Origin of the sequence: Streptomyces sp. NBC_00310, from assembly GCF_036208085.1 — a bacterium.
Classification (GTDB): domain Bacteria; phylum Actinomycetota; class Actinomycetes; order Streptomycetales; family Streptomycetaceae; genus Streptomyces.
In genome coordinates this window covers 4,879,166-4,902,370 of the sequence record NZ_CP130714.1, presented here as the reverse complement: position 1 = coordinate 4,902,370, position 23,205 = coordinate 4,879,166, and the positions used below count along the sequence as shown (strand labels likewise).

Genomic DNA, 23,205 nt, shown 5'->3' with positions numbered 1-23,205 from the left:
CGAGACCGTCGTCGAGGTCAGACGCCCGGTGTCTTCACCCGATAGCCGACAGGTAGGAGTTCAAGGTCACGTCGGCGAGCCACGGTACCCCACAGCCCATGGGGCATCCACAGCGTCATCCCGATGGCCAGGGCGCCGAGCCCGATCAGGTACCAGGTGCCTCCGGTGTCGCCGAACCAGTCCTGCACCAGGAAGAACACGATCGCCCCGATGACCGGTCCCTCGAAGGTGCCGAGGCCGCCGATGACCACCATGAAGATCATGTACGCGGACCAGTGGACCCCGAAGATGGAGTCCGGCTGCACCCGCAGGGTGTTGGCGAGGGTGAGTCCGCCGGCTGCGGCACCGCCCACCGCCGCCAGCACGAAGACCAGCCGTTTCGCCGAGGTGACCCGTACCCCGACGGAGGCCGCGCCCACCGGGTCGTCGCGGATCGCCTCCAGCGAAGCCCCCAGCCTGCTGCGCAGCAGCACGAACACGGCCAGCAGCAGCACACTCATCAGCGCCAGGGCGAGCCAGTACACCTGGGCCTGCCGCACCGCCGGATCGGTGGCCGACAGATCGGTGAGCGAGCGGCCGGAACCGCCGCCGAGCGAAGGCGTGTTCACGACGACCAGCCGGAAGAACTCCGCGATCGCCCACATACCGATGGCGAACTGTCCACCGGTGAGCCGGAACGCGAGCAGCGAGGTGGGTACCGCGACGGCACCGGCGAGCAGGGCCGCCAGGACGACCGCGAGAAAGGGGCTGACGCCTCGGTCGACGAAGAGGAACACTCCGTACGCGCCGAGGCCGATGAAGCCCTGCTGGCCGACGGAGACCAGACCGGCGTAGCCCGCCAGCGCGTTCCACATGGCCGCGACGATGACGAGGACGAACAGGGTCGTCAGCTTCGCGGTCGCCTCGGGAGCGAAGACGAAGGGCGCGAACGCCAGCGCGAGCAGCAGGGTGGCCAGGGCGCCCGACGCCGTGCGGGAGACGGGGGTCCACCGGTGGATGGTGGCGGTGGCGGTGACGGTGACGGTTGCGGGGGCGACCGGTGGTGCGGTGGTCATGTGCGGCTCCTTCTCATGCCGAGCAGTCCCTGCGGACGGAAGGCCAGGACCGCGAGGAACACCACGTGTCCGGCCACGATGGAGAAGCGCGGATCCACCTGCGCGCCGACCGTCTGGGCGACGCCGAGGACCATGCCCCCGACGAGCGTCCCCCACAGCGAACCGAGCCCGCCGATCACGACGACCTCGAAGGCGAACAGCAGCTGGGTCGGCCCCATGGACGGGCTGAACGACGACCGCATCGCGAAGAACGCTCCCGCGAGACCCGCCGTGGCGACGGCGATGGCGGCGGCCCAGGCGTACACCCGGCGGCTGTCGATCCCGACCAGCTCGGCGGTGTCCGCGTCGGCGGCGGTGGCGCGGATCGCCCGGCCGATGCCCGTACGGGCCAGCAGCAGTTGCAGCCCGCCGAGCAGCGCGACCGCCACCGCCACGGTCAGCACACCGAGGTACGGGATGCTCACCGACGACCCGAGCTGGAGACCGGACGTGGACAGCGAGCCGACGTCCAGGGAGCGGGAGTCGGCGCTGAAGATCTCCAGCAGCACGTTCTGCAGCACGATCGCGAGGCCGAACGTGGCCAGCATCGACGACATCTCGCCGGTGCGCAGCGCCCTGCTGAGGATGCCCCGCTGCAACGCCACTCCGACCAGGCCCATCACGGGCAGGACCAGCAGTACCGCGAAGAACGGGCTGATGCCGACGGCGGCTGCCACCACCGCGACCAGGAACGCGCCGAGGACCGCGAGGTCGCCGTGGCTCAGGTTGACGGTCCGCATCACGCCGAACATCAGGGAGAGGCCGCAGGCGAAGAGTGCGTAGACACCGCCGAGCATGACGCCCTGCACGATGGCGTTGATCCAGTTCATGCCGGCTCCTCCTGCGCGGTTGCGGCCGTGGCGCGGTCCGGGGCCGCCGCCCTGCCGAGTCCGAAGTACGCCTCGACCACCTGGTCGCGGGTGACGGCGTCGGCGGGTTCGTCGAGGACGACGCGGCCTTCGAGCATGCACAGCACGCGCCGGGCCACCCCCAGGGCGCGGCCGAGGTCCTGCTCCACCAGCAGCACCGTCGTACCGCCGGAGAGGATCGTGCCGAGCGAGTCGTAGAGGGTGTCGACCACGATGGGCGCGAGGCCCAGCGAGACCTCGTCGAGCAGCAGCAGCCGGGGGTTGGTCATCAGCGCCCTGCCGATGGCCACGGCCTGCTGCTCGCCGCCCGACAGGTTGCCCGCGCGCCGCTTCAGCAGCCCGTCGAGCAGCGGGAAGGCGGCCACGACGGCTGCCAGGTCCCACGGTCCGGGGCGCCGTACCCGGGACGCGACCAGCAGGTTCTCCTCCACGGTGAGGTCGGCGAAGAGCCGCCGCCCCTCCGGGACCAGCGCTATTCCGGCCGCGACACGGTCGTGGGCCCGCCGTGCCGTCACCTCCACACCGTCCAGGCCGATACGGCCCTCGGCCGGCCGGTGTGCTCCGGCGACGGCCCGCAGCAGGGTGGACTTTCCGGCACCGTTGGCCCCGACCACCGCCACGACCTCGCCCTCGTCCACGGCGAAGGAGACGTCGCGGACGGCGCGCAGCAGACCGTGCCGTACTTCGAGATTCTCGATCGTCAGCAGACTCATGCCGCGCTCCCGAGGTAGGCCTCGACGACCCGGGGATCGGACATGACGGCGTCCGGTTCGCCCTCGGCCAGGACCCGGCCCTGCGCGAGACAGACCAGCCGGTCGATCACCCGCAGCAGCGCGTGGATGACATGCTCGATCCAGACGATGGCGATGCCGTCGGCGCGCAACTGCCGGATGGTGGCGATCAGTTCGTCCGTCTCGGCGTCGGTGAGGCCACCGGCGATCTCGTCCAGCAGCAGCACCTGCGGATCGGTCGCCAGCGCCCGCGCCATCTCCAGCCGCTTGCGTTCCAGCAGGGTGAGCGCGGCCGCGGGCCGGTTGGCCTGGCCGAGCATGCCGCAGCGCTCGAGTACGCCGAGCGCGTGCCGCTCCGCGGCCCGGCGCCGGTGTGAGCCGCCCTGCACCGACGCGACCAGCACGTTCTCGTAGGCCGTCATGCCGGTGAAGGGGCGCGGCACCTGATGGGAGCGACCGATGCCGCTGCGGCAGCGCCGGTCGACCTTCCAGCGGGTCACGTCCTGACCCTGGAAGGTGACGCGGCCCTCGGAGGGGGACTGGGCCCCGGAGAGGATGTCGAGCAGGGTCGTCTTTCCGGCGCCGTTCGGGCCGACGATGCCCAGGGCCTCGCCGGGGGCGAGGGTGAGGTCGATGCCTTCGAGGACGACCAGGCTGCCGAAGCGGCGGTGGATGCCGTTCGCGGTGAGCACCGGCGGGGCCGGGGCGGCCGCCGGGGCGGCCTCCCCTGTCCCCACGGTGTCGGTCACCGGCTCAGCGGAGGGGCTCAAGTTCGCCTCCGAGTGGGATGTCGCCGAAGGCGCCGTTGTCGACGATGACCGGCTCGACGGCGAACTTGCCGCCCCCCGTGGCCTTGCGCCACTGCGCCATGACCAGGGGCTCCGTGGACACGTTCTTCACCGGCCCGGACGTGAAGTCCAGCGGCCCGGCGACGGTGGTGAGCCTGGCCTTGCCGAGGGAGGCAGCCAGTTCCGCCCGGTCCTTGGGGTCGGAGGTCGCCATCAGCGCGTGGGCCGCGACCTCGAAGAGCGCCATGTTGGACCCGATGACCTGGTTCCACTGCTTGCCCGTCGACTTCTCGTAGTCGTCGGCCAGTTGCCCGGCGGTCTGGTCGGTGAGGGTGGACGTGAACGGGAACTTCGGCGACCACCAGAAGCCGGCGCTGAGGCCGTGGCCGAGCGACCCGAGCGCCTCGATCTGGGAGGGGAGGAGACCGGTCTTGGCGATGGACGCGATGCGCGGCCGATAGCCCTGCTGCCGGGCCTGCTTCCAGAAGGTGGCGAAGTCGGGCGGCAGCGGGAAGGTGTTGAAGATCTCCGCGTCCGCCTTCTTGAACGCCGCGATCTGCGCCGAGTAGTCGTTCGTCCCGTCCTCGTACGCCCCCGGGTCGACGATCCTGAACCCGCTCTTCTTCAGCTGCGGCCCGAGCCCCTGCCGGATCGCCTTGCCGTCGGGGTCGTTGGGCCACATGACGCCGACCCGCCGGTTGGTCTCCACCCCGCCCTTCGTCCACAGGGAGGTGTACGCGGCATGGATCTCCGCGACGCCGATGAAGAAGTGGTAGGTGTACGTGAACGGCTTCTCGGGGGTGGCGCCGCGGCCGAAGTACCAGGCCTCCCACGGCACGGCGGTCGACAGACACGGGACCTTGGCCGCCTCGCACGCGTCGGCGACGGGGTTGACCGTCTCCGGCGTGGAGGTGACGAGCATCAGGTCGATCTTCTCGCTGTTGATCAGATCGGTCGCGACCTGCGCTGCGGTCTGCGGATTCGACTGACTGTCGCGGTCGACGATCTCGACCGAGTACTTCTTGCCGCCGATCTTCAGCCCGTCCTTGAAGGTGGCCCGCATCTTCTTCAGCAGATACGCGTTCGGCTCGCCGAAACCCGCGGCCGGGCCCGTACTGGGCGAGACATAGCCGATCCGGAGCACCGCGTCGGTCTGCGCCGAGGACGCCTTGATGCCACCGCAGGCGGTCAGCAGACCGCCTGCGGTGAACAGCCCCGCGGCACCGGCCGTTCCCCGGAGAACGGATCTTCGGGACAAATTGCCGTTCACGGGTGTGCTCATGGGTGCGCTCATGAATGCCTCCGGGCACGTCGAGGGAGCGGAACTGAGGGTGGTGAAGCTGCTGGGGGGAGCCGGAACGGGCGGCTGAGGCCGCTGGGGGAAGCCGGGGCCGGCAGCGGAGAGCGGTGGCGGGTTCCTTCGCGTCCCGGTAGGGCCGGGCGACCCGCCCGATATCAGGAACCCTGATGATGACCACGATGATGCACACGCCGACGCCGGATGACAAGGGTGTTGCCGAGACGTGTCGGACGCATCGTTCGGGGTGCCACCCCCCCCGCGTCTCGGAGGGGGAGAGGTTGCCGCAACAGCCTTGACGGGGCCCGCGCGGCAGGCGTAATTGTTTCTCAGGTTCCCTGATGTATCAGCGGGGCGGACCGCGCTCGACGCACGCCTCGGGCCCTCCACCCACTTCCCCACCGGCCCGCACGCGCGGCCCCGTCCACCGTCACACCCACACTCACAGCCGCACTCACACTCACACTCACACCCACAGCCTCGTCTGCAGACGAAGCCGAGGCCGTGGCCTCACGGCTGCGACCGGCGCGCGCCGCCCTGGCCACCCGGTAAGGGGGAGGCGTGCGAGCGCTGGACGCCCACGACTGCGGACGGCCTCGCCGGGCGCGCCACTCCGCACAGGTCGGAGGCAGTCCACCGGTGATCAAGGCCGCGTCGAAGGCCGAGGCGGGATCGAGGCCGAGCATCTCGCCGACCTCCGCCGGGCACACGGTGTCGGGACGCGGGAGTTCCTGCCTGCGGCACCCAGCGGCGGAGCTGCCCGCGTCCACACGGCCTTCCAGGATCACCGCTACCAGGTCGCGGATCCCGGTGGCCGACCTCTTCACCGCCTGCACGCCGTCGACCCCAGTCGTACGATCTGGCGCGACACCCCCCGGGGTCTACGCCCTCCACGCCGGTCGGCCACGTCCCTGATGCCGGTGCTGACCCACTGATCAGACATCAGACATCAGACAGCAGTAGCCGGGCGTGGACTGCCGTGGAAGACCTGGCTGGTGTGCCAGTCGCGGTGGGCGGCTGCGACTGGGCGTGCGCCCGGCTGTGGGCCGACGAGCGGGCGGCCGGCGAGCGCTATGACATGTTCGCGGGCAGCGGGGCTGTGGCCGACGAAGCGTTGCGAGACCAGGATGCGGTGACTGTCGCCAACCCCGAGGACACCCTTGTCGAAGAGCTTGTGGTGCAGTGAGCACAGGCACAGCCCGTTCTCGATGTCGTCGGGTCCGTCGAACGCCCACCACCGCACATGCGCTGCCTCCAGCCCGACCGGCACCGCGCCGAGCCTGCCGTCGTAACCACAGAAGGCGCACCGGTACTCGTAGGCGGTCAGCACCAGTTCCCGCATCCGCCGGTCCCGCTGTCGTCTCACGGTCGAGAGGTGCTCGGTCTCGGTCGGCTCCAGCTCCAGGCCGACGGCTTCGCACAGTTCACTGTGAAGCGTGGGCGGGAAGTGCAGATCGAGCAGCGACCGCGCAATCCTGGCGAGCAGCTGCGGTTCGCGTCGCAACGCAGTCCTCAGATCCGGCGCGAGCTGCCCGGTGGCACCTGTCTCGCGGAGATCCCGCACCCCGGTCCCGGGACTGCCGGGCCCGCGATCGGTACGCACTTCCCACACACCGTCGCTGACCAGGTGGTGGAACGGATAGGCGGGCGTCGTCTTGTTCGGTGGCCCGTACTCGGTCAACAGCCGCTGGAGGTCTCCTTCCACCGCGGTGTAGCGCAGCCCGCCGTCGGCATCCTCCTGAAACCGGCCGAGGGCATACAGGAGCAGCAGCGGCTTGTGCGGAGCGCGTGTCCCGCTCCTGGTCCACTGCCTCAGCTTCGCGGTGCGCTCCAGCCAGTCCATGGCCCGTGATCGTAGTGACGTTCTGCCAAGTCCAAGAGGCGGAGTACGTGTGCTGCAGCGCAGGAACCCTCCCGCCCGCCGGACGGAGGGCCTCCTGGACTGGCGCTTTGCTGTGCCCCCGGCAGGATTCGAACTTCGACACCTGCTTTAGGGGAGGGGCTCGGGCGTCCCGCCGGTGACCTGCGGCTTTCTTGGCTGTGCCAGGAGGCAGTAACTCGCCCGCCAGTCGCCCTTGTCGACCCTTGCTGACTCCTGCATCCGGCACGGCTGTGGCACGCGGTGATGCGATCCTTTACCCGCCGCTCCGATCGTTGATCTTGTCGGTCCTGGTGCGGGATTCTGAGCAGAACGAACCGGAGGGAGACGTAACGTGGCTGTCCCGTGGGCACTCCTGATATCCACCGCTGGAGGCATCGCCGCCACCGTAGTGGGTGTCATCGCCGGTGGCATCGTGGGCCGGCGCAGCCAGAACCGTCAGTGGCTCCAGGAGGCACGAACCGCCGCCTACGAAAAGTTTCTCCAGGCCTTCGGAGCCGTGGAAATGGAGCTACGCGAAGCGTTCGTGGACAGACGCGCGCCTACCGTCGTCTGGGCGCCGTTCAATGCCGCTCTGCAATCGATGTCCCTCGTGGCAAGCCAGGAGGCCATGGCGGCGGCTGAGCAGATCTGCGACGTCGTCGAGAAGTTCACGATCCTGTTCCACGGCCGGCAGCCGGCGGATCTTGAGGAACTCCGGCCGATTCACAGCGGGTTGTACGAGGCACACGTGAGGTTCGTCAACGCGGCCCGCCGCTCGCTCGATTCCTCGCAGGAACATCTCGTCCGGGCACTTGGCGGACCGTCATCGTGGAACGGCGTCGAGTCCGCCTGGTCGCCCGGGCACGGGGCTCCCCGATAGACCGTCCTTCCTCATACTCCAGTCATAGATCGTGGTTTTCCATGACTGAGCGCTTCAGTCGGCGAGTGAGCGGTTGAGTCAGCGAGTCGAACGACGCCGGCCGCCCGCGGAGACGCGTGTGCCGGCCTGCGGCAACACGACAGCGGCGCCGCAGGCCAGGCAGGACGCTCCCGGACGGGACAGCCGGGTCAGCTGTCGATGCACGAGGGCCAGTGGTCTTCCGCCCAATCCGGCCAGCCCGGCCAGCCCGCCGGTGGGGTGGGGATCTCGCCGCCGTCGAGTTCGGCGGCGTCAGGCACCTGGAACTGCTCCCGCCACTGGTCTACCTCGGTCTCGCTCATCGGGAACGTCTGATGCGGTGCCGTCGCCTGGCGGTGCGTGATGCGGGCGAGCTGGACGTCCTTGTCCACGGGCACGTAGACCACCTGGCATGCTGCCCCGACCGACCGTGCCAGCCAGCGCAGTGCCGATCGTTCATCGCGGCCCCAGAGCCCGTAGTCGAGCACGACGCTGGTCCCCAGCCGCAGCGCCTGCAGGGCGACCGAGATGAGCCGCCCTTCGAGCACCCAGCGCTTGCCGTCGGCCATCGGATCGCCGAACAGCGGGATCATCCAGTGATCTGGGGTCAGCCGCAGCGCCCGGTGCGTTGCGGCGAGCTCCTTGGCCCGGGTGGTTTTCCCGGCTCCGGGGAGCCCGACCATCAAGAGCAGGGTGGCGACACACGGGTCCCGCGTGACGATGGGGCCGGCCGCATGCGGGCACGGACACGGGCATGGGCACGGACATGGGCATGGGCATGGGCATGGGTTTTCGTACTGTGAATCGAAACGCTGCGACTGAGACATGACTCCCCTGATCAGGCAGGATGGCCCGGCAGCACAAGAGCAAGCGTGTGACTGCCGACAGGACACTGATCCGGCGGTACGTCAGCAAGGGGCCGCGGTACGGCAACCTCGGATACCGCCGCTAAGCGGCGGTACGGGTAGTCATGGCGGCGCAGCAGCACATGCCTGCACCATAGCCGAGCCGGACGTCGATCCGTCAGCCACCTTCGTGTCAAGCGAACCGGGCTCACCGCTCAGTCCTGCGGCGCCCTGAACGTTGCTCCGCCCATTCAAGCGCTCATCCGTCAACTGAAGTGCCCAGTCACCTTCACGACACCAACTCGGGTCGGCCGAGCCCCTGGCCCACCGCGACGGTGACGTCCTCCCCCGCTCTTGGCCCCTTGTCCCAAGGTTGTGGGCGGGCAGGCGGAAACCCGTAGCCCTGGTACCAGCAGCAGTACGCAGCCCGATGCACGCGGGGGATGCCGATGACCACAGCTTCGAACGGTGTGCCTCACCCGCCGCGCCCGTCGTCGCATCCGCCGCGGACCATCCGTGACATCCGGGAGTCGCTGCCTGAGGACCAGCGTCGGCACTTCGACGCCGATGTCGTCGCCGAGCTCACGACCCGGGCGAAGCCCGACCCGCGCGTCCTGGCCTGGTTCCGGTCCACGGCCCGCCCCAACCGCTTCCAGAGGGTGATCACCGTGGCCGAGATCGAGGCCGACGTTGCCGCCGCCCCGGATCCCGTAAGGCAAGCTCGCTACGCACAAGCCCTCGCTGCGGTACGGCACGAATTCCGTGACCGCATCGCACCGACCGTCGACCGGGAGCGACCGCATCGCACCGACCGACGACCGGGAGCGACCGCCTACCTCACCATCCACAAGACGCTCAAGGCCGCCGGCACCAGCATCGCCCCACCGCACGGCCTGATCGCCGCCCCCGCCCTGGCCAACGGCGGGACCCGCCTCCCCTCGCGTCCTGGGCGGTCGAAGTGTCCCAGGGGCGGGTGCATGGTGGGCGGGGCGGCGTGGTGCTGCCGCGCCATCGGCCGACTTCGACCGGTGTTCAGTAGGCCCTGTGAGCGTTCTGGTCAGCCGCTGGGAGGCGGTTGCGATCGAGGTCCGTCACTTCGACATGATGAAATCCAGGGCGTAGCCGGGAGCAGTCGTCCAGTAGGTGACACGCTGGAAGTCGTTGGCGTACAGCGTGTCGACGGGCATGGGGACATCGATCGGCTTGCCCGCGCTGCTGCCGGGCTTACGGCCCTGGAGGCTGAGGGTGATGCTCTTCGCCTCGTACTCGTCCATGGGGCCGTTGACGAGCAGAGCGGCATATCCCTCCTCACCCGGAGCGAGGGTGACGGGCACGCCCGGGTTCGGGTCGCTCTCCTTGATCACGGGGGCTGTGGTCCGACCGTTGCCGAGCCGCACGAGGGGGTAGCGGTAGAGGTTGCACTTCTTGTCGCCGGCGTTCTGGACGGTGAGGAGGAGGTGCCTGGCGTCCTTGCTGTCCGCGGGCTCCGTCACGGCGGACACCCCGAGGACCTTCTGGGAACAGGCGGCGATGGTGCTCTTGGCGCCGCTGCCGCCCGAGCGGTGCGTCACCGCGTCACTGGCCTTCCCGCCGGTCGTTCGCGGTCCGGTGGTGGAGGCCTGTGCCGACACACCACACCCGAGAGCCAGGACGAGACCCGCGGCCACGGCCACACGGTGGGCCGCAAGGGACTTCACGTTCATATGCGTGTTCCTTTTCTGATCGGTATGAGGTCGCGTGCCGGGCTGTCGCCGCCACACCACCCGCCTCCTTCTCGTACCGCGGTGGCGGGGGCGAAGGTGGTCGGGCGTCCCATTGAGCGTCCGAGCCCTGCACCCGGGTGCCCAAAGAGACGGGTGTCTCCGTGGACGGGTGTCTCCGTGGACGGGTGAGTCCGGGGGCGTGGCGCTGCCGTGCGGTCGGCCGCTGCAGCCGGTGCGACAGCCATAGCGTCAAATGCCGCATGGGGCTGGGACAACGGCTGCTCCCGACCTGCAACAGTGGGACGATCCCACCCCCGACAACCTGCGGAGACAAGGAAGCCTGGGATGTCTGTCCGGGATGGGAACCCACTGAGGCCGGCGTCCGGACACCTGGGGGACTCGACCCGCGCCCGCCGCCTTGGCCGACGACGGTGCAAACGGCCCTGCCCCAGAGCCCGCGCAGCGGTGGTGACCCCGGAGGGCAGAGGCGATCGGGCAACAAGGGTCGAGCAGCCCGCTACCAAGTCGTGTGCGTCGACGCCCCGGACCGTCCCCGACCGACCATCCCCGACCATCCCCGACCGTCCCCGACCCACTCCTCCAGGCCGCGCAGCTCACCGGTGGGAAGCGGTGATCCGATGCGGTGTGCGGGCCCGGCCGGCGGCGGCGCGGAAGGCGACGCCCCCGGCGCCGCGGGTGAGGGTGGTCCCGAGGAGAGGGACGGCGCCAACCTGCAACCATCCCAGCCTTATTGACGTGCAGGTATGGGGAGTGCCGGGAATGGCGTCCGGGATCAGGACATGACGGGACGGCACAGGCCGACGGATGGATGCGGGTACGGACCACATGGATGCAATCCACGACGACATAGCGGAGTTCGCGCTGCTGCTGACACGTCTGAAGGACCGTACGGACCGCAGCTACGCGGCGCTGGCCCGCCGGCTGGACATGAATGCCTCCACGCTGCACCGCTACTGCGCCGGTGAGGCGGTGCCCATGGACTTCACCAGGATCGAGCGGTTCGCGGCACACTGCGGAGCCTCCCCCGAGGAACGCGTGGAGTTGCACCGCCGGTGGATCCTGGCAGTCGCGGCACGGCAACGCCCACGCCCGTCCGATGCCCGGCGGGCACCGACGCCCCACGACCCCACGAGCACCATGGCATCGGCCGCATCCGCCAGCCACAGCAGCCCGGCGGACAAGGCACCCGAGTCGGCCCCACCGGCCGACCCACGCCCGGGGCCGAACTCACCGGCCGACCGGCGGCCCCATGCCTGGCGCCCTCGACGACGGCCCGTGCGATCAATAGCGGTGGCGGCCTCGCTCGCCCTTGCGCTCGCCGGCCTCACCGCATCCGCTGCCGAACCCCCCTCCGGCGGCGGTGGGGCGTCGGCCTCCGCCCGCACCACACCGGAACCCTCAGCGCCGGCCACGCCCAGCGACGGCAGCCCGCAGAAGAACCGGGCGAGCGCCGACACGGTCCCGCTCACCTGGACGGCCAACTCCCAGCTGTGGCAGCTCGAATGCGACCACAACTACGTCATCGCCAAGCCACCGCAAGAGGTCCCACCGCCGCCGAACCCGGCGGACGCCGCGGTGTGGGCCGCGTCCCAGGAGGCGGTGCACGGGCGCACCACCAATCTGCGGATCTCGGTCCAGGGACGCGGCTCCGCCGCCGTCGTCCTGGAAGCACTGCATGTGCGCGTGGTCAACCACACCACCCCCGCCTCCCGCCGGGGCATCGCCTACTCCACGTATGAAGGCTGCGGCACCATCCTCGTCCCCCGCTACTTCTCCGTGAACCTCGACGCGCACCGCCCCCTGGCCCGTTCGATGCCCGGCAACGACCCGGACAGACCGACTCCCGCGATCGACTTCCCCTACCAGGTGTCCCTGCGGGAGCCGGAGGTCCTGATGGTCTCCGCGAGCACCGAGTCCTGCACCTGCGACTGGTACCTCGAACTCGACTGGTCCTCACAGGGCCGAAGCGGCACGGTGCGCATCGACGACCACGGCCGCCCGTTCCGCACCACCAGCATCAAGGGGCTGCCGCAATACTGGTACCGCAACCCGGGTGGATGGGTCCCCATGACCGCTGCCAACGACCAGGCGGAAAGCGGCGGCTGACGAAGCAACAGTCCGCACAGCCCGTCCGACGGCAGGACAGGAGGGGGCCGGGGGCCCGGCCATCCCCGCCGTCGACGGGAGCCGGGCGGGGCCGGGGCAGGGAGTGGTGCCGCGCACTGCGTGAGTCTGTTCGGCTTCAGGTCCCGCAGCGCGCAAGCCACCGTATGGTGTCAAGGCCTACCGACTCCCGCGGGCCCTGATGAACACGGCCGTGGACGACGAGCTGATGCGGCGCAACTCTTGCCGCGTCAAGGGGGCGGACCGCTACGACGTGTCCGAGCGGCCGATCCTCACGGTCGCAGTGGTCTTTGCCGTTGCCGATTCCACCACTCCGCCTCTATCGACGGGCCGAGGACAAGACGGACCGACTGCTGGACGAGCCGACGTCCCTCGGCGAGCCGTACTCGCGGCACTTGGGCGGCAAGCTACGTGAGCTCCGCTTCGAGTTGGACGGCGAAGCCGTACGCATCCCGTACTGGCTCGCGCCAGGACAACGGATCGTACTGCTGACGGTCTTCCGTGAGACGAGGATGCGTGAAGCGGCGGAAGTCGAGCGGGCGCACCAGGCTCAGAAGGTTTGCGAGGCCGAGCATGGCCATGCCCAGCACACGTACGAGCGGCGCAAGGAGAGCTGATGAATCACAGCACCTGGAGGACACGCCGGGCTCGGCGGCTTGCGGGCGAGGCGGTGGAGTACGACCAGGAGTACGTGGACGCGCGGCTGGCCGGCGATCTCCGGCAGGCGGTCCACAACCGTCGGGTCGAGCTCGGCCTGTCCCAGGCGGAGCTGACAGAGGGGGCCTCGAATCCTTGCCGGGTGGTGCCTGGTGCTGCCACGCGGTGCTGATTCCCCTGGTCAGAACCGCACGGCGAGCCACTTGATCCGGCTGATGCCGCCCTGTATCGGGCCGTCCGCTCACGCATCGCTCACGCGCCGCCGACTGCTGAGCAGCGCGTGGTCAGATCTGGCCGAGGTCGATCTCCACCGGGAAGGGGGCCGCTACCTTGAGGACGCCGGTGAACACGTCTCCGTCCCGGTAGGTCTTCGTCGCGGGGTCGAGAACGTAGGTGTACACGAGAGGAACGCCTGTCGCGGCTTGCTCGATCCGCCAGTAGAAGGCGATGCCTGCCTTGGCGTACTGGTCGACCTTCACGATCCGGTCGGTGGTCTCCGAGCCCGGCGACACCACCTCCGCGACCATCAGCACGTGCTCAGGACGGGTGGGGGTGATGTCGATCGTGTCTGCGCGGTACACGACGACGTCCGGGCGGCGATTGGTGAGCGGGACGTCCTGAAGCCGGACGTCGAAGTCGGTGTCGGCGTTCCACTCCGGGCCCGCGGCGGCATCCAGGGCGTTCGCCAGAATCCGGGCCAGCCGGTTGTGCCGCTTGGACGCACTCGGACTCACGACGACCATCCCGTCCACGATCTCGATACCGGCGCACTGCTCCTCGGACCAGGACTCGTACTCCTCCGCGGTGATCTGCTCATGCATCCACGCCGGGGCCATCATCTCGGCCGTCATGAAGCACCTCCCGGACACTGTGCTGCGGGCCCGATCCCGCTGGATTCAGCGTACTGTCCGCCATCCGTCCGGCACGCTGATCTCGCTCACGCCCCCTTCCCGTCGCCGGCATCCGACCAGCGAGCCCACGACAGTGAGGAACCAGCGTGGTGGACCCGTCACCAGGGGTCGGAAATCTTCGTCATGGTGCCGCGACGCCGCCCCGCGCGGCTGGCGCCGACCTGAAGGACGTCCAGGAGTTGCTCGCCACTCCTCGATCACCATCACAGCCGACACGTACACGAGGCTGTTTCCCGAAGCCGACCTGGCGATAGCCGTGGCCGTGGCCCAACTCGTACCGCGCGCACGCGCTGTCTCGGGGATCATGGCCCCTGAAGCGGAGGCTCAGCCCAACAACAGGGAGAATCCCGGCCCGGACTCCGTGCCGAATGATGCTGATCGGTTGGGAGAAATTCGGGAGATCAACTCCCCATCTGCTCCGCAAACGGCCCCGGACGAGACGTCCGAGGCCGGATATAACCCCTCCCTGGGGGGATAAACCCCAGGTCAGGGCGATAACGCGTTGTGCCCCCGGCAGGATTCGAACCTGCGACACCCGCTTTAGGAGATTTCCCTGGACGGGGCTGTGACCTGCGGAAATATCGACTACAGCGTGTCTGGCCCGGGGAAACGCTCCGCAATTCTCACGTCTTCGCGGTGCTTCCCGTTCCTGTGTGTGCTGCATACGTGCTGGTGGATGCTGTCCGACGAGGGCACGGGTTGCTCAGGGGAGCTGGCGAGTGGCCGGAGTGAGGTACAGGCGGCGTCTCGTCATCGTCAGACCTTCTCGACTCGCACGGCGTGTCCCGCGAGGAGTTGATTCATGTCGTCGGTGTCGGAGGTGAAGACGGTTGCCTGAGCTCCCTGCACGGCTTCCCGCCCGGCTACGGCCGCCAGAATGGCGTCAATGGCGTACTTGTGCCCATGCAGGCCGGCTGCTTTCAGCATGTCGCGCGCCATGGCGATCACCTGGTCGTCCGTGTGCACGATGCGGATCCGGGACAGCGTCCAGTTCCACAGTGCCTGCCTCGACGTTTCGCGAGGGTCCCACGCCTCCAAGGTCGTGAGCGCCGAGGTGACGATCGGGATGTCCAGCCGCGGAGCCGTCTTGATCAGCGCAGCCATCTCCCGATCGCCCTGAACCGCCTTGGAGAGAGCCTCGGAGTCGAACACGAAGACTCGCTGTCGCGGCCGGTGCAGCTTCGCTCGGGCGGTGCGGCTCACGCAGCCTCATCCGAGTGTGATCGCTGCTCGTCATGCCAGCCGTCAATGGCGGCGATGCGGTCCAGCGCTGCCTGCTGCTCGTCGTCCGTCACGGCGCCGTGCTCTTCTTCGAGACGTTCGGCCAACTCGCGCAGTCGGTCCATGGCGTCCTGATGAGCGGCGGCGGCCGCGATGTAGCCGGACACCCCGCGCGCGTCGACGCGCTCCTTGATCGATTCCACCAGCTCTTCCGGCACGGTGATGGTGATCTTCCGAGTTGCCATACTTCAAGTATGCCAGATCCGATCTCGTCCGGCGCAGCTTGGCCTCCTCGGGGTCCTCACCTGCCCGGGCCGCCCTCCCGACGGATACCGCGCAGGTCTGCGAGAGGCGCGTCTGGGGTTCGCATGGGCATGTGGACTCTTTGTGGACTCCAGACGTGAGGAAAGGCCCCCGTTCGAATGGAACGAGGGGCCTCGCCTGATCACCCTCACGCGGCATGGAGGCAAGGACCAGCGTGTGACGGCTCGTCTCGCGCCGTCCGCTCACGCATCGCTCACGCGTGTGGCGCCTGTAAATGTGTGATGTTGTCTACGTATCAGCCTGAACCGCCCTGGGCCCGTATGTCGACGACACCGAGGGGCGAGGCAGCCGCGAGTCTGTCCGGCGCCAGCTGGGACGGTCGGCTGGGCGATGCCCTGAAGCCCCCGGCGACCCGGTGGATGGACCACCAGTGCGAAGCGCTGCACACCACCTACCGCGACCTCGGTCGGAAGACGTGGGACACATGGTCCGCGTACACAGGTGCTGAGCGCGTCACACGGCGACGTTCAACGGCGCGCACGCCGACATCCGTGCCGCTTTCGGCTGACGCACGCGCAGCCGACGTCGAACCGTCCCAACCAACGGGGTCACCACCGTGACGATCACCTACGCGCAGCTCGACCACCTCAACCTGTCCCGCCTCGACCACGCCCTCACCGCGTGGAAAGAGGTGGTGCGGAAGATGAAGGAGGAGCCGACCGGTCTCCGATGCGCCGTGGGCGCTGTTGTCTGCTGTCACACACGCCACAGGCCGCTGCCGGGCCTGTAATGCTCAGGAAATGCCGTAGACATCGGGACGACGATGCGGCGGCCTAGCCTCTGACTTGGGGTGGTTGTCGATGGGAGATGTTCTCGCGGTACAGCCCGGCCGTATACCGGCCGTTGGACTCGGCCCGATGCTGAACGCGGCCAGGCTCCGGCGCGGTTGGCGGTTACGCGAAGCCGCACGGCCGCTCGGCCTGTCCGCTTCCTACCTGCACGATGCGGAAGCCGGACCGTGCCGGCCGTCGCGCGCTGTCGCCGAACTGCTCGCCGACGGGCTGCAGCTCAACGACGCTGCGCGTGCCCACCTGTTCGCCTGCGGCGATGTCGCGGACCTCGGCCACTCCGCGGGGCGCGCAACCCGACTCAGAGGACCAGGAGCCACGCCCAGGTACTGGGTTGTGAACCCGTTCGTTGCGGCGTCTTCGACAGGAGCCCCCACGCACGGGCCTCGCGCTGTGCTGGTTCGTGGGCGGTGGTCGGCACGTGATCTCGGCGGGGTGAGAGGCGACAGTGAGCGGACACGATGAGCCTGCGGAGCGACGTTCGGTGGACGGGCATCCCGCCGATCGCTGGCAGCGGGTGCTGAGTCACCGTGAGTCCTTGCTGAAGGTGGCGCGACGGCGGTCCATGAATGTGGACGACGCCGAGGACGCGGTACACGAAGCCATGGTCCGTGCGGCGGAGAACGCCAACGTGGACGACGCCCGGCTGGGCGCGTGGCTGACATCGGTGACGATACGGCTGTGCGTCGACCGGTATCGGCAGATCAACCGCGAGGTCGATGTTCACGCCCGTTCGGCGCGCGCCGCGGCCGGACCCGCCACGGTGGAGGAGGCGGTGTGCGACCAGGCGGAGGCGAAGTGGCTTGCCGGCCACAGCGCGGACCTTCCGCTGCGCCAGGCGGAGGTACTGAGCCTGCGGGCGCAGGGCTTTGACCTCGCACAGATTTCGCAGCGCACCGGACTCAGCTACCAGGCGGTTCGGTCGCTTCTGGCCAGGGCTCGCAGGGCGCTCCGCGCCGTACTGGAGGCGACACTGGTTCTCGCCGTCTGGGTGTGGCGCGGGCGGCCGCGAGTGGTGAAGGAAGCCGCGCAGACATCCGCGCAGACAGCCGCGTTGGCGTCCGTGGCGGTGACCCTGACGGTGGCGGGACTGGCCCTGAGCGCACCTTCCGAAGCGGAGACCGAGGAGGATCCGCTTGCGCGGCGTCCCTACGTGACGCATCTCCCCGCCGGTCCGGGGCCCTCAGCGGGGCGAGAACCGATTCCGTCCGAGACGGCCTTGTCCGGTCTTCCCGTCGGGCTCGGGGACGGTCCGGTGTCGCGGACGGCCGCGGGTCCCCTGCCGCCGGCGTCCGCGGCCCCGTCGAAGCTGCCGGGCACTGTTCTGCCAACCCTGCCAACCCTGCCAACTTTGCCTGCCCTGCCAACTTTGCCCGCCCTGCCAACCTTGCCCGCCCTGCCGGAAGGGCCCGAACTGGCTCTGCCGACGGGGCCGGACGTGTCCGCCGTAGTCCCGTCCCGGCTGCCGGTTCCGCTGCTCGACCCTTCGGGGCCGGCCCCGCTCGATCGAGCCGGGCCGTGCGCTTGCCACACTGCTGCCGGACCGCTGACGACGGGAATGCGGCCGCCGCCTCGGCGCTGAGGTCACAGCGTCCGCGCACTCTCTCGAAAAAATCTCTCCTCTCGTGCGACTCACGCGCCGCTCGTCCCCGTAGAGCAGGTGACGTATCCACGCCGCTGCCGCCAAGGCGGCTCTGTGAGGAGGCGAGTTGCGCGTGACTCGATGCAGGAGCCGAACCGGCAGCCGCGACCACAGGTTCTCCGCCGACCAGGCACGCGAGGCCGCGCAGCGCTTCGTCCAGGACAGCGTCTCCGGTTTCTCCGCCGACCGGCAGTTCGTCGGCCAGGAGGCCGTCATCCACCTGGACGGTGACGCACTGCGGCAGCCCCGTCGGCGGGCCATCGCAGCGGGCGAGGCCGGTGCCCGTGCAGTCACCGCGGAGGTGGACCGCCGCACCGCTGCCGTCGTCCATCTGTCCGCCGCTCAGGGAACAGCCGATGCGGCGGCCTTCCCCGTCAGTCCCGAAGACGCGAGCGCCGCAGCACGGGCGGCCCTGGGAGACGAACACCTTCCCACGGCCGCCGCCGGTGACACCCGGCATGCCGGCCGAAGGACCGTCACGATCGACCATTGCCTGAGCGGACGCGCCGAAGCTCTGTTCCGTGACATCGAACGCCTCGAAACCGATGCCCGCACCCGAGCTGTGCCCGGACGGCGGGGCGCGTACGGGATCGAAGCCGATCGCAGTCTTCCCGTGGCCGAGGGCGTACCGCGCACCGTGACCCGGTACCGCTACGGGGGCGCGCGGTGGCCACCGCCGACGTTGAGGAAGCGCCGAGCGGCGCCGCCCCGGGCGGTACTCCGCCCGCCGGCATCCGCACGTTGGCCATGTCCCGCACCACGCACGAGGCCTCCATTCCGGACCCGTACATTGACGGCCCCGGCCATGGAATCGGGCGTGAAAGCGGCAACTGCTCCGAATACCGGTTCTCACGGCGACGGCCTGGGGATGGTGTACGACACGGGAAATTTCCGGGCCGACGCCGCGGCCCACCACTACCAGCCGAATCCCTGCACGTTCACACCGAAGAGCATCAGTCCGACCACACGCCACAAGAAGACCAGTGGCGGTTCCTATGTACGACTCCCGGCGCACCGCAACGGGAGCGGTTTTCTCCGTCCGGCCGCTGCGGAACGACGGGAGCCACGCCCGCGCGGTCATCGACCGAAACAGTGGCGGCCTATACTGCAATCCGATCTCCGATATCGGCATCGCCAATCAGTGCGACATCTACCAGAACGGTTCGCGATGGATCCACCGCGATCACGACAAGATTCCCGATAACCAGTTCCATCGCTACGGCCAGTATCCCGGCGAGGCGTACGTGCTCGACCTGATCCTCGGAAATAATCCCGTGGCGCAATAAGTGCTCTGCCCCGGTTGTGTGTCGAGTCTGATCGGCGGTGCCACACACCCGGCTGCTTACTCATGTCGGAGAACTCCTTGGTCGAAGCGCCGACTTCCGTTCACATAATGAGCTGGACTCTCGGTGTCGTTTTTCTTTTCGCTTTCTCCTTGTCTTCCTGTGCTTTGGCGGCCGGGTGCCGTCCTGACGGGCCGGCTCCGGGGCGTCGGCGGGTGTCGAAGAGAGGGGCGCCCGGCATCTGCTCACCGTCACCCTGCGCCAGGCTGCACGACACTTGAACAGGACACATCGGTGAACTGGCCCTTGGCGGTCTGCCTGTCGACGATCCGGCCGTCGATGCGAATGGAGCAGGAGACCGACCCGGCCTTCCCGCCCGTCGCCATCACCTGCGTCACGGCCGCCCCGGGTCCGGCCGTGATGGCGACTTCCTTCCTCCACGGGAGCTTGACGTTGTCCACGCTCTTGTCGTTGTTGATGCCGTTCGCCCGGTAAGTGATCAGTGCTGACGTCGCCCCGGGGCTCGTGACCTGGTAGATGACCGTGTGCCGCGTGGGCTGGAGCGCCTGCCGCGCGCGTTCCTCGGGGCTTGGTCCTTCGGGGCCGCCGGTGGCCGCGATGATGGCGCCGCCGGTAGTGGCGAGCAGCAGGACGCCGAGTGGCCAGAGGAACCATCTGGCGCGGTGACCGTCTCGTGCGGGAGGCATGGGAATTCTCGCTTTCTGTCCTGTGCGGCCGGTCGGGCATGGCCGAGTCCGGTGAATCGCGGAGGGCCGTTCTCGGCCCTGGGGCGCCGACGGCTCCTGCGTTCGCGCTGTCATGGTGGCATTCGGCCGGCTCCCTTGACCAGTGTTCACGGAATTAATCCTGGCTAAGGCTGACGGTCCTGTGTTTGATCCCGCTGGTAACCGGTTCTGCTGGGGTCGTCATGGTCCTTCCATGCTTCCCGCGGAACGTGACCGGCATGCCACGGGCTTGGAAGGCAAATACCTGACACTTTCGCGTGATCACCGTGTCGTCCTGACCCGTTGGAACGCCTTGATTTCTCCCTTCGGCCGCTCGCCCAGCGTGTCTGCCTTTTGTTTTCGTTGGTGTTGTAATTACGCCTCAATGCTCGTCTTCACGTGCTCCTGAGATCCAGATTGAAGCTCTATTAATCTTCGGTTAACAATGCAGAGATAAGCGGGACATAAGGGCTCGGTAGATGTTTCGCTCCGTGCCGTGAAGGTGAAGTCTCGGCTGCCGTTCGGAGGCGGAACAGGATGCGGTTCGTCGGATTTCGTCGGGCTCCTGGCTCCATGAATGTCCTGCGGCGACTGTGAAGCCTTTGTGGTGGTGCCTGCCGATGTACTCATCTCTAATTGCGGGAAGGGTTAAAATGTTCATTCTCAATGCGCCACGCATGCGCTCGTCCAGGGGGTGGCGGCAACGCCGGCCCTGGACGACGCGTGCTGTGGCGGGCGCCATGGCGCTCGCCCTGAGCGGGTTCGCCTTGGTCATGGCCGCTCCTGCGGCTTCCGCGGCGACGCACTCGGTCTCGATCAGGAATCTGCAGTACAACCCGGCCAGCATCGACGTAGCGGTCGGCGACTCCGTGACCTGGTCGAATGACGACAGCGTCATCCACAGCGTGACCGGGGGGCCGCTGAACTCACCCGACCTCGATCCGGGGGAGAACTACTCCTTCACCTTCTCGTCGGCTGGGACCTTCGACTACCGCTGCAAGTTCCACCCGGACATGACCGGCACCGTGGTCGTCGGCGGTTCGTCGTCGCCCTCGCCGACCCCGACCTCCACCAGCACCTCCAGCCCGACGCCGACGCCGCCTCCCACGGGCACCAGCTCCCCGGCGCCCTCGGGCGGTACGGGCGGTGACGGTGAGGGCGGTGGCCCGGTCGGCGTCGGGCCCCTGCCCGTCTCCTTCCACCTCACCGACAACCAGAACGCGTGGTTCGACACGAACACCAACCTGTTCGGCGGTCGTGCCCTCGCGGTGGCGGAGATGCCGCGCGTACCGATCAGCGCCACCACGTCCAGCCTCCCGGGGCTGAACCTCGACGGTCTCCCCCTGATAGGTGAGGCGACCGGCGACGGCGGCCTGCTCGGTGGCGACGCCCTCGGCGCGCTCAACGGCGACCTGCCCGGCCTCGACGAGTTCGACTACGACGGCTCGGACGCACCGCTGATCGGCGACCTCGGGGTCGACCCGCTGAAGCTGCTGGGTCTGGACTCGACCAAGGACGCCATCAACAAGGTCCTGCCCGATGGCGACCCCCGCGCCAAGGAGGCGGCCACGCTGCTCGACCAGTTGTCCGACGAGATGGAGGACAAGCCGGCGAACGCGCCGACCACGCTGGACGACCTGCCGGTCGGCGCCGATCTGCTCCCGCTTCTGGAGGACATCCAGAAGTACGCCGAGACCAACGACCTCGAGCTCCCGGTGACGGCGAACTTCGACGTCTCGGCTCCCGCCGCTGCCTCGGCGCACACCGTCACCGGCCTCATCTGGCCGGAGAAGGCGAAGGGCTTCCCCTTCGACCAGGGCGGCGCCTTCGTCGGCAAGACCAGCGTCCAGCTGACCGAGCCGGGCCTGTACGCCTTCGCGTGCAAGGTGCACCCGTTCATGCTCGGTGCGATCGTCGTCGACGACCCGCTCACCCCGGGTCTGGACTTCGGCGAGAAGCTGCGCGTCAACAGCCGCTCGCTGAACGTGCCGTCCAACGCCGACATCATCGCCGAGCTGGTGCAGAAGTTCTTCAACATCACGACCCCGGGCAACTGGCAGCGGTACAGCGACACCGAGGCCACGCAGTGGAACCCGTCCTACCCCCCGGCGCCGATCCTGATGAACACCAGCGACGGCAAGCAGGAGCTCGTCCCCAGCCTGGACGCGTACCTGAAGAACAAGTTCAACACGCCGAAGACCCTCCCCGCCGCGAACAAGAAACCCAGCGTCCCGGGCGTCGGTGAGGTCTGGGTGGACACCCAGTTCGAGAAGTTCGCGGGCAAGTCCAAGCCGGGTGCGGCCACCAAGATCGACGCCTCCGACTGGACCGTCGAGCGCAAGGTCGCGCTGCCCCAGATCAACATGAACAACCCACACAACATGTGGACGGACCGCGACGAAAAGTACATCTACCAAACCGAGTGGTTCAGCGACAAGCTGGACGTCTTCGACCGCAAGACCGGTGAGTTCATCCGGCAGATCAAGGTCGGCCCCGACCCGTCCCACGTCATGACCAGGACGGACACGGACCAGCTGCACGTCGCCCTCAACGGCGGCGGCGCGGTCATGGAGCTGGCACCGGGCGGCACCGGTATCGACCGGCGCATTCCCGTCCAGGCCGCGGGTGACAAGATCGCCCACCCGCACGCCCACTGGATGAGCGGCGACGCCAAGCACATGGTCACGCCGAACGTGAACACCTACGACTCGACCATCGTGGACATTCCGACCGGCGGCATCCGCAAGGAGAGGACCGGCGAACTGCCGATCGCGACCGGCATGACACCGGACGGCGCCAAGGCGTACGAGGCCAACTTCCTCGGTGGCTCCGTCTCGTGCATCTCCATCAAGGAGGACGCGTGCGTCGACGGCGGCACGAAGACCCACTACAAGGAGATCGACCTGTGGGGCGACTACGACCCGGTCAAGGGCGCCACGGGTGACTTCGGTGGTCTGCCGATCCAACTGCCGGTGACCCCGGACGGCAGTGCGCTGCTGGTGGCGAACACCCTGACGTCGAACATCACGGTGATCGACCCGAAGACGGACAAGATCGTGAAGTACCTCCCCTGTGACTCCGGGTGCCACGGCATCAACTTCGGGGCCAAGAAGGGCGGAGGCTACTACGGCTACGTCTCGAGCAAGTTCTCGAACGCCATGTCCGTCGTCGACGTCGACCCGAACAACGACGGCGACATCTCGGACGCCAAGGTCGTCGGCCGGATGCTCCTGACCGGTGACGACAACACCAAGATGGACGACAAGATCACCGGCTACGCCGGTATGGGCGGGCAGGGTGTTCTCGCGGTCCCGCTGGTCTACAACGGCTGGGCTCAGCGCGTGCCCGGCAACGCGGTCAATGACCAGCTGACGTGCCGTCAGCGCAACCCGATCGACTACGAGAGCAAGTGCTCGTAGCGAT

At 68.5% G+C, this 23,205-nt stretch carries 20 protein-coding genes and 1 pseudogene; 9 read left to right on the top strand and 12 right to left on the bottom strand.

Features of this window, described 5'->3' with window-relative positions:
• Positions 1 to 17: 17 nt before the first annotated feature.
• From OG202_RS21395 to OG202_RS21370, 6 genes are all read right to left on the bottom strand, one after another.
• Positions 18 to 1,055, bottom strand: a complete 1,038-nt coding sequence (locus OG202_RS21395; protein WP_327729223.1) for a branched-chain amino acid ABC transporter permease — start codon at positions 1,053 to 1,055, stop codon at positions 18 to 20.
• Complete coding sequence (locus OG202_RS21390) at positions 1,052 to 1,924, bottom strand: branched-chain amino acid ABC transporter permease (protein ID WP_326582104.1); 873 nt, start codon at positions 1,922 to 1,924, stop codon at positions 1,052 to 1,054. Before OG202_RS21390 ends, OG202_RS21395 begins: the two co-directional genes overlap by 4 nt.
• On the bottom strand, positions 1,921 to 2,676 hold the full coding sequence (locus tag OG202_RS21385) for an ABC transporter ATP-binding protein (protein ID WP_327729224.1): 756 nt from the start codon (positions 2,674 to 2,676) through the stop codon (positions 1,921 to 1,923). The genes OG202_RS21390 and OG202_RS21385 overlap by 4 nt, the downstream gene beginning before the upstream one ends.
• Positions 2,673 to 3,443: an ABC transporter ATP-binding protein gene (locus tag OG202_RS21380; protein WP_327729225.1), complete on the bottom strand. Its 771-nt coding sequence runs from the start codon at positions 3,441 to 3,443 to the stop codon at positions 2,673 to 2,675. Before OG202_RS21380 ends, OG202_RS21385 begins: the two co-directional genes overlap by 4 nt.
• 4 nt (positions 3,444 to 3,447) lie before the next feature.
• Positions 3,448 to 4,764, bottom strand: a complete 1,317-nt coding sequence (locus OG202_RS21375) for an ABC transporter substrate-binding protein (RefSeq protein ID WP_327729227.1) — start codon at positions 4,762 to 4,764, stop codon at positions 3,448 to 3,450.
• A gap of 964 nt (positions 4,765 to 5,728) precedes the next feature.
• Positions 5,729 to 6,622: a phosphorothioated DNA-binding restriction endonuclease gene (locus tag OG202_RS21370; protein ID WP_326582108.1), complete on the bottom strand. Its 894-nt coding sequence runs from the start codon at positions 6,620 to 6,622 to the stop codon at positions 5,729 to 5,731.
• A 370-nt stretch (positions 6,623 to 6,992) separates the two neighbouring features.
• Here OG202_RS21370 and OG202_RS21365 point away from each other — a divergent pair, with 370 nt between their 5' ends.
• Entirely contained in the window at positions 6,993 to 7,520 is a 528-nt protein-coding gene (locus OG202_RS21365; protein ID WP_327729228.1) for a hypothetical protein, read from the top strand.
• 188 nt (positions 7,521 to 7,708) lie between these two features.
• Here the strand turns inward: OG202_RS21365 and OG202_RS21360 are convergent, their stop codons facing one another.
• Both OG202_RS21360 and OG202_RS21355 read right to left on the bottom strand, forming a co-directional pair.
• Entirely contained in the window at positions 7,709 to 8,221 is a 513-nt protein-coding gene (locus tag OG202_RS21360) for an AAA family ATPase (RefSeq protein ID WP_327729229.1), read from the bottom strand.
• A gap of 1,253 nt (positions 8,222 to 9,474) precedes the next feature.
• Positions 9,475 to 10,086, bottom strand: coding sequence for a DUF4232 domain-containing protein (locus tag OG202_RS21355; protein WP_327729230.1), 612 nt, complete (start codon positions 10,084 to 10,086; stop codon positions 9,475 to 9,477).
• Between the two features lie 846 nt (positions 10,087 to 10,932).
• Here OG202_RS21355 and OG202_RS21350 point away from each other — a divergent pair.
• From OG202_RS21350 to OG202_RS21340, 3 genes and pseudogenes are all read left to right on the top strand, one after another.
• Positions 10,933 to 12,213, top strand: coding sequence for a helix-turn-helix domain-containing protein (locus tag OG202_RS21350; protein ID WP_328223328.1), 1,281 nt, complete (start codon positions 10,933 to 10,935; stop codon positions 12,211 to 12,213).
• A 314-nt stretch (positions 12,214 to 12,527) separates the two neighbouring features.
• A complete protein-coding gene (locus tag OG202_RS21345; RefSeq protein WP_405894537.1) occupies positions 12,528 to 12,848 on the top strand; it encodes a type II toxin-antitoxin system RelE/ParE family toxin in 321 nt (106 codons plus the stop codon).
• Positions 12,848 to 13,015: pseudogene (locus OG202_RS21340) on the top strand (transcriptional regulator); the annotation flags it as partial. The gene OG202_RS21345 and the pseudogene OG202_RS21340, both read left to right, overlap by 1 nt.
• A 157-nt stretch (positions 13,016 to 13,172) precedes the next feature.
• Here the strand turns inward: OG202_RS21340 and OG202_RS21335 are convergent.
• The 3 genes from OG202_RS21335 to OG202_RS21325 form a co-directional block, all read right to left on the bottom strand.
• The gene (locus OG202_RS21335) at positions 13,173 to 13,739 is read right to left on the bottom strand and encodes a Uma2 family endonuclease (protein ID WP_327729232.1); all 567 of its coding nucleotides are present in this window, start codon (positions 13,737 to 13,739) and stop codon (positions 13,173 to 13,175) included.
• Between the two features lie 816 nt (positions 13,740 to 14,555).
• The gene (locus OG202_RS21330) at positions 14,556 to 15,002 is read right to left on the bottom strand and encodes a hypothetical protein (protein WP_328223327.1); all 447 of its coding nucleotides are present in this window, start codon (positions 15,000 to 15,002) and stop codon (positions 14,556 to 14,558) included.
• Complete coding sequence (locus tag OG202_RS21325) at positions 14,999 to 15,265, bottom strand: hypothetical protein (RefSeq protein WP_180685965.1); 267 nt, start codon at positions 15,263 to 15,265, stop codon at positions 14,999 to 15,001. Before OG202_RS21325 ends, OG202_RS21330 begins: the two co-directional genes overlap by 4 nt.
• Before the next feature lie 635 nt (positions 15,266 to 15,900).
• Between OG202_RS21325 and OG202_RS21320 the strand changes: the two genes are divergently transcribed.
• From OG202_RS21320 to OG202_RS21310, 4 genes are all read left to right on the top strand, one after another.
• Positions 15,901 to 16,074, top strand: a complete 174-nt coding sequence (locus OG202_RS21320) for a hypothetical protein (protein WP_327729235.1) — start codon at positions 15,901 to 15,903, stop codon at positions 16,072 to 16,074.
• Between the two features lie 70 nt (positions 16,075 to 16,144).
• Entirely contained in the window at positions 16,145 to 16,597 is a 453-nt protein-coding gene (locus OG202_RS46545) for a helix-turn-helix domain-containing protein (RefSeq protein WP_443052268.1), read from the top strand.
• Complete coding sequence (locus tag OG202_RS21315; RefSeq protein ID WP_328223326.1) at positions 16,581 to 17,714, top strand: RNA polymerase sigma factor; 1,134 nt, start codon at positions 16,581 to 16,583, stop codon at positions 17,712 to 17,714. Before OG202_RS46545 ends, OG202_RS21315 begins: the two co-directional genes overlap by 17 nt.
• Before the next feature lie 1,055 nt (positions 17,715 to 18,769).
• Positions 18,770 to 19,060, top strand: coding sequence for a hypothetical protein (locus tag OG202_RS21310; RefSeq protein ID WP_327729236.1), 291 nt, complete (start codon positions 18,770 to 18,772; stop codon positions 19,058 to 19,060).
• Positions 19,061 to 19,308: 248 nt separating this feature from the next.
• Here the strand turns inward: OG202_RS21310 and OG202_RS21305 are convergent, their stop codons facing one another.
• Positions 19,309 to 19,764: an MmpS family transport accessory protein gene (locus OG202_RS21305; protein WP_327729237.1), complete on the bottom strand. Its 456-nt coding sequence runs from the start codon at positions 19,762 to 19,764 to the stop codon at positions 19,309 to 19,311.
• Between the two features lie 758 nt (positions 19,765 to 20,522).
• Between OG202_RS21305 and OG202_RS21300 the strand changes: the two genes are divergently transcribed.
• The gene (locus OG202_RS21300; RefSeq protein WP_328223325.1) at positions 20,523 to 23,201 is read left to right on the top strand and encodes a cupredoxin domain-containing protein; all 2,679 of its coding nucleotides are present in this window, start codon (positions 20,523 to 20,525) and stop codon (positions 23,199 to 23,201) included.
• Positions 23,202 to 23,205: the final 4 nt, after the last annotated feature.

Coding starts and splice junctions, on each gene's coding strand:
- OG202_RS21395 (WP_327729223.1), bottom strand. CDS start 1,055: ATGACCACCGCACCACCGGTCGCCCCCGCAACCGTCACCGTCACCGCC.
- OG202_RS21390 (WP_326582104.1), bottom strand. CDS start 1,924: ATGAACTGGATCAACGCCATCGTGCAGGGCGTCATGCTCGGCGGTGTC.
- OG202_RS21385 (WP_327729224.1), bottom strand. CDS start 2,676: ATGAGTCTGCTGACGATCGAGAATCTCGAAGTACGGCACGGTCTGCTG.
- OG202_RS21375 (WP_327729227.1), bottom strand. CDS start 4,764: ATGAGCACACCCGTGAACGGCAATTTGTCCCGAAGATCCGTTCTCCGG.
- OG202_RS21370 (WP_326582108.1), bottom strand. CDS start 6,622: ATGGACTGGCTGGAGCGCACCGCGAAGCTGAGGCAGTGGACCAGGAGC.
- OG202_RS21360 (WP_327729229.1), bottom strand. CDS start 8,221: ATGGTCGGGCTCCCCGGAGCCGGGAAAACCACCCGGGCCAAGGAGCTC.
- OG202_RS21355 (WP_327729230.1), bottom strand. CDS start 10,086: ATGAACGTGAAGTCCCTTGCGGCCCACCGTGTGGCCGTGGCCGCGGGT.
- OG202_RS21350 (WP_328223328.1), top strand. CDS start 10,933: ATGGATGCAATCCACGACGACATAGCGGAGTTCGCGCTGCTGCTGACA.
- OG202_RS21335 (WP_327729232.1), bottom strand. CDS start 13,739: ATGACGGCCGAGATGATGGCCCCGGCGTGGATGCATGAGCAGATCACC.
- OG202_RS21325 (WP_180685965.1), bottom strand. CDS start 15,265: ATGGCAACTCGGAAGATCACCATCACCGTGCCGGAAGAGCTGGTGGAA.
- OG202_RS46545 (WP_443052268.1), top strand. CDS start 16,145: ATGGGAGATGTTCTCGCGGTACAGCCCGGCCGTATACCGGCCGTTGGA.
- OG202_RS21310 (WP_327729236.1), top strand. CDS start 18,770: ATGTACGACTCCCGGCGCACCGCAACGGGAGCGGTTTTCTCCGTCCGG.
- OG202_RS21305 (WP_327729237.1), bottom strand. CDS start 19,764: ATGCCTCCCGCACGAGACGGTCACCGCGCCAGATGGTTCCTCTGGCCA.
- OG202_RS21300 (WP_328223325.1), top strand. CDS start 20,523: ATGGCGCTCGCCCTGAGCGGGTTCGCCTTGGTCATGGCCGCTCCTGCG.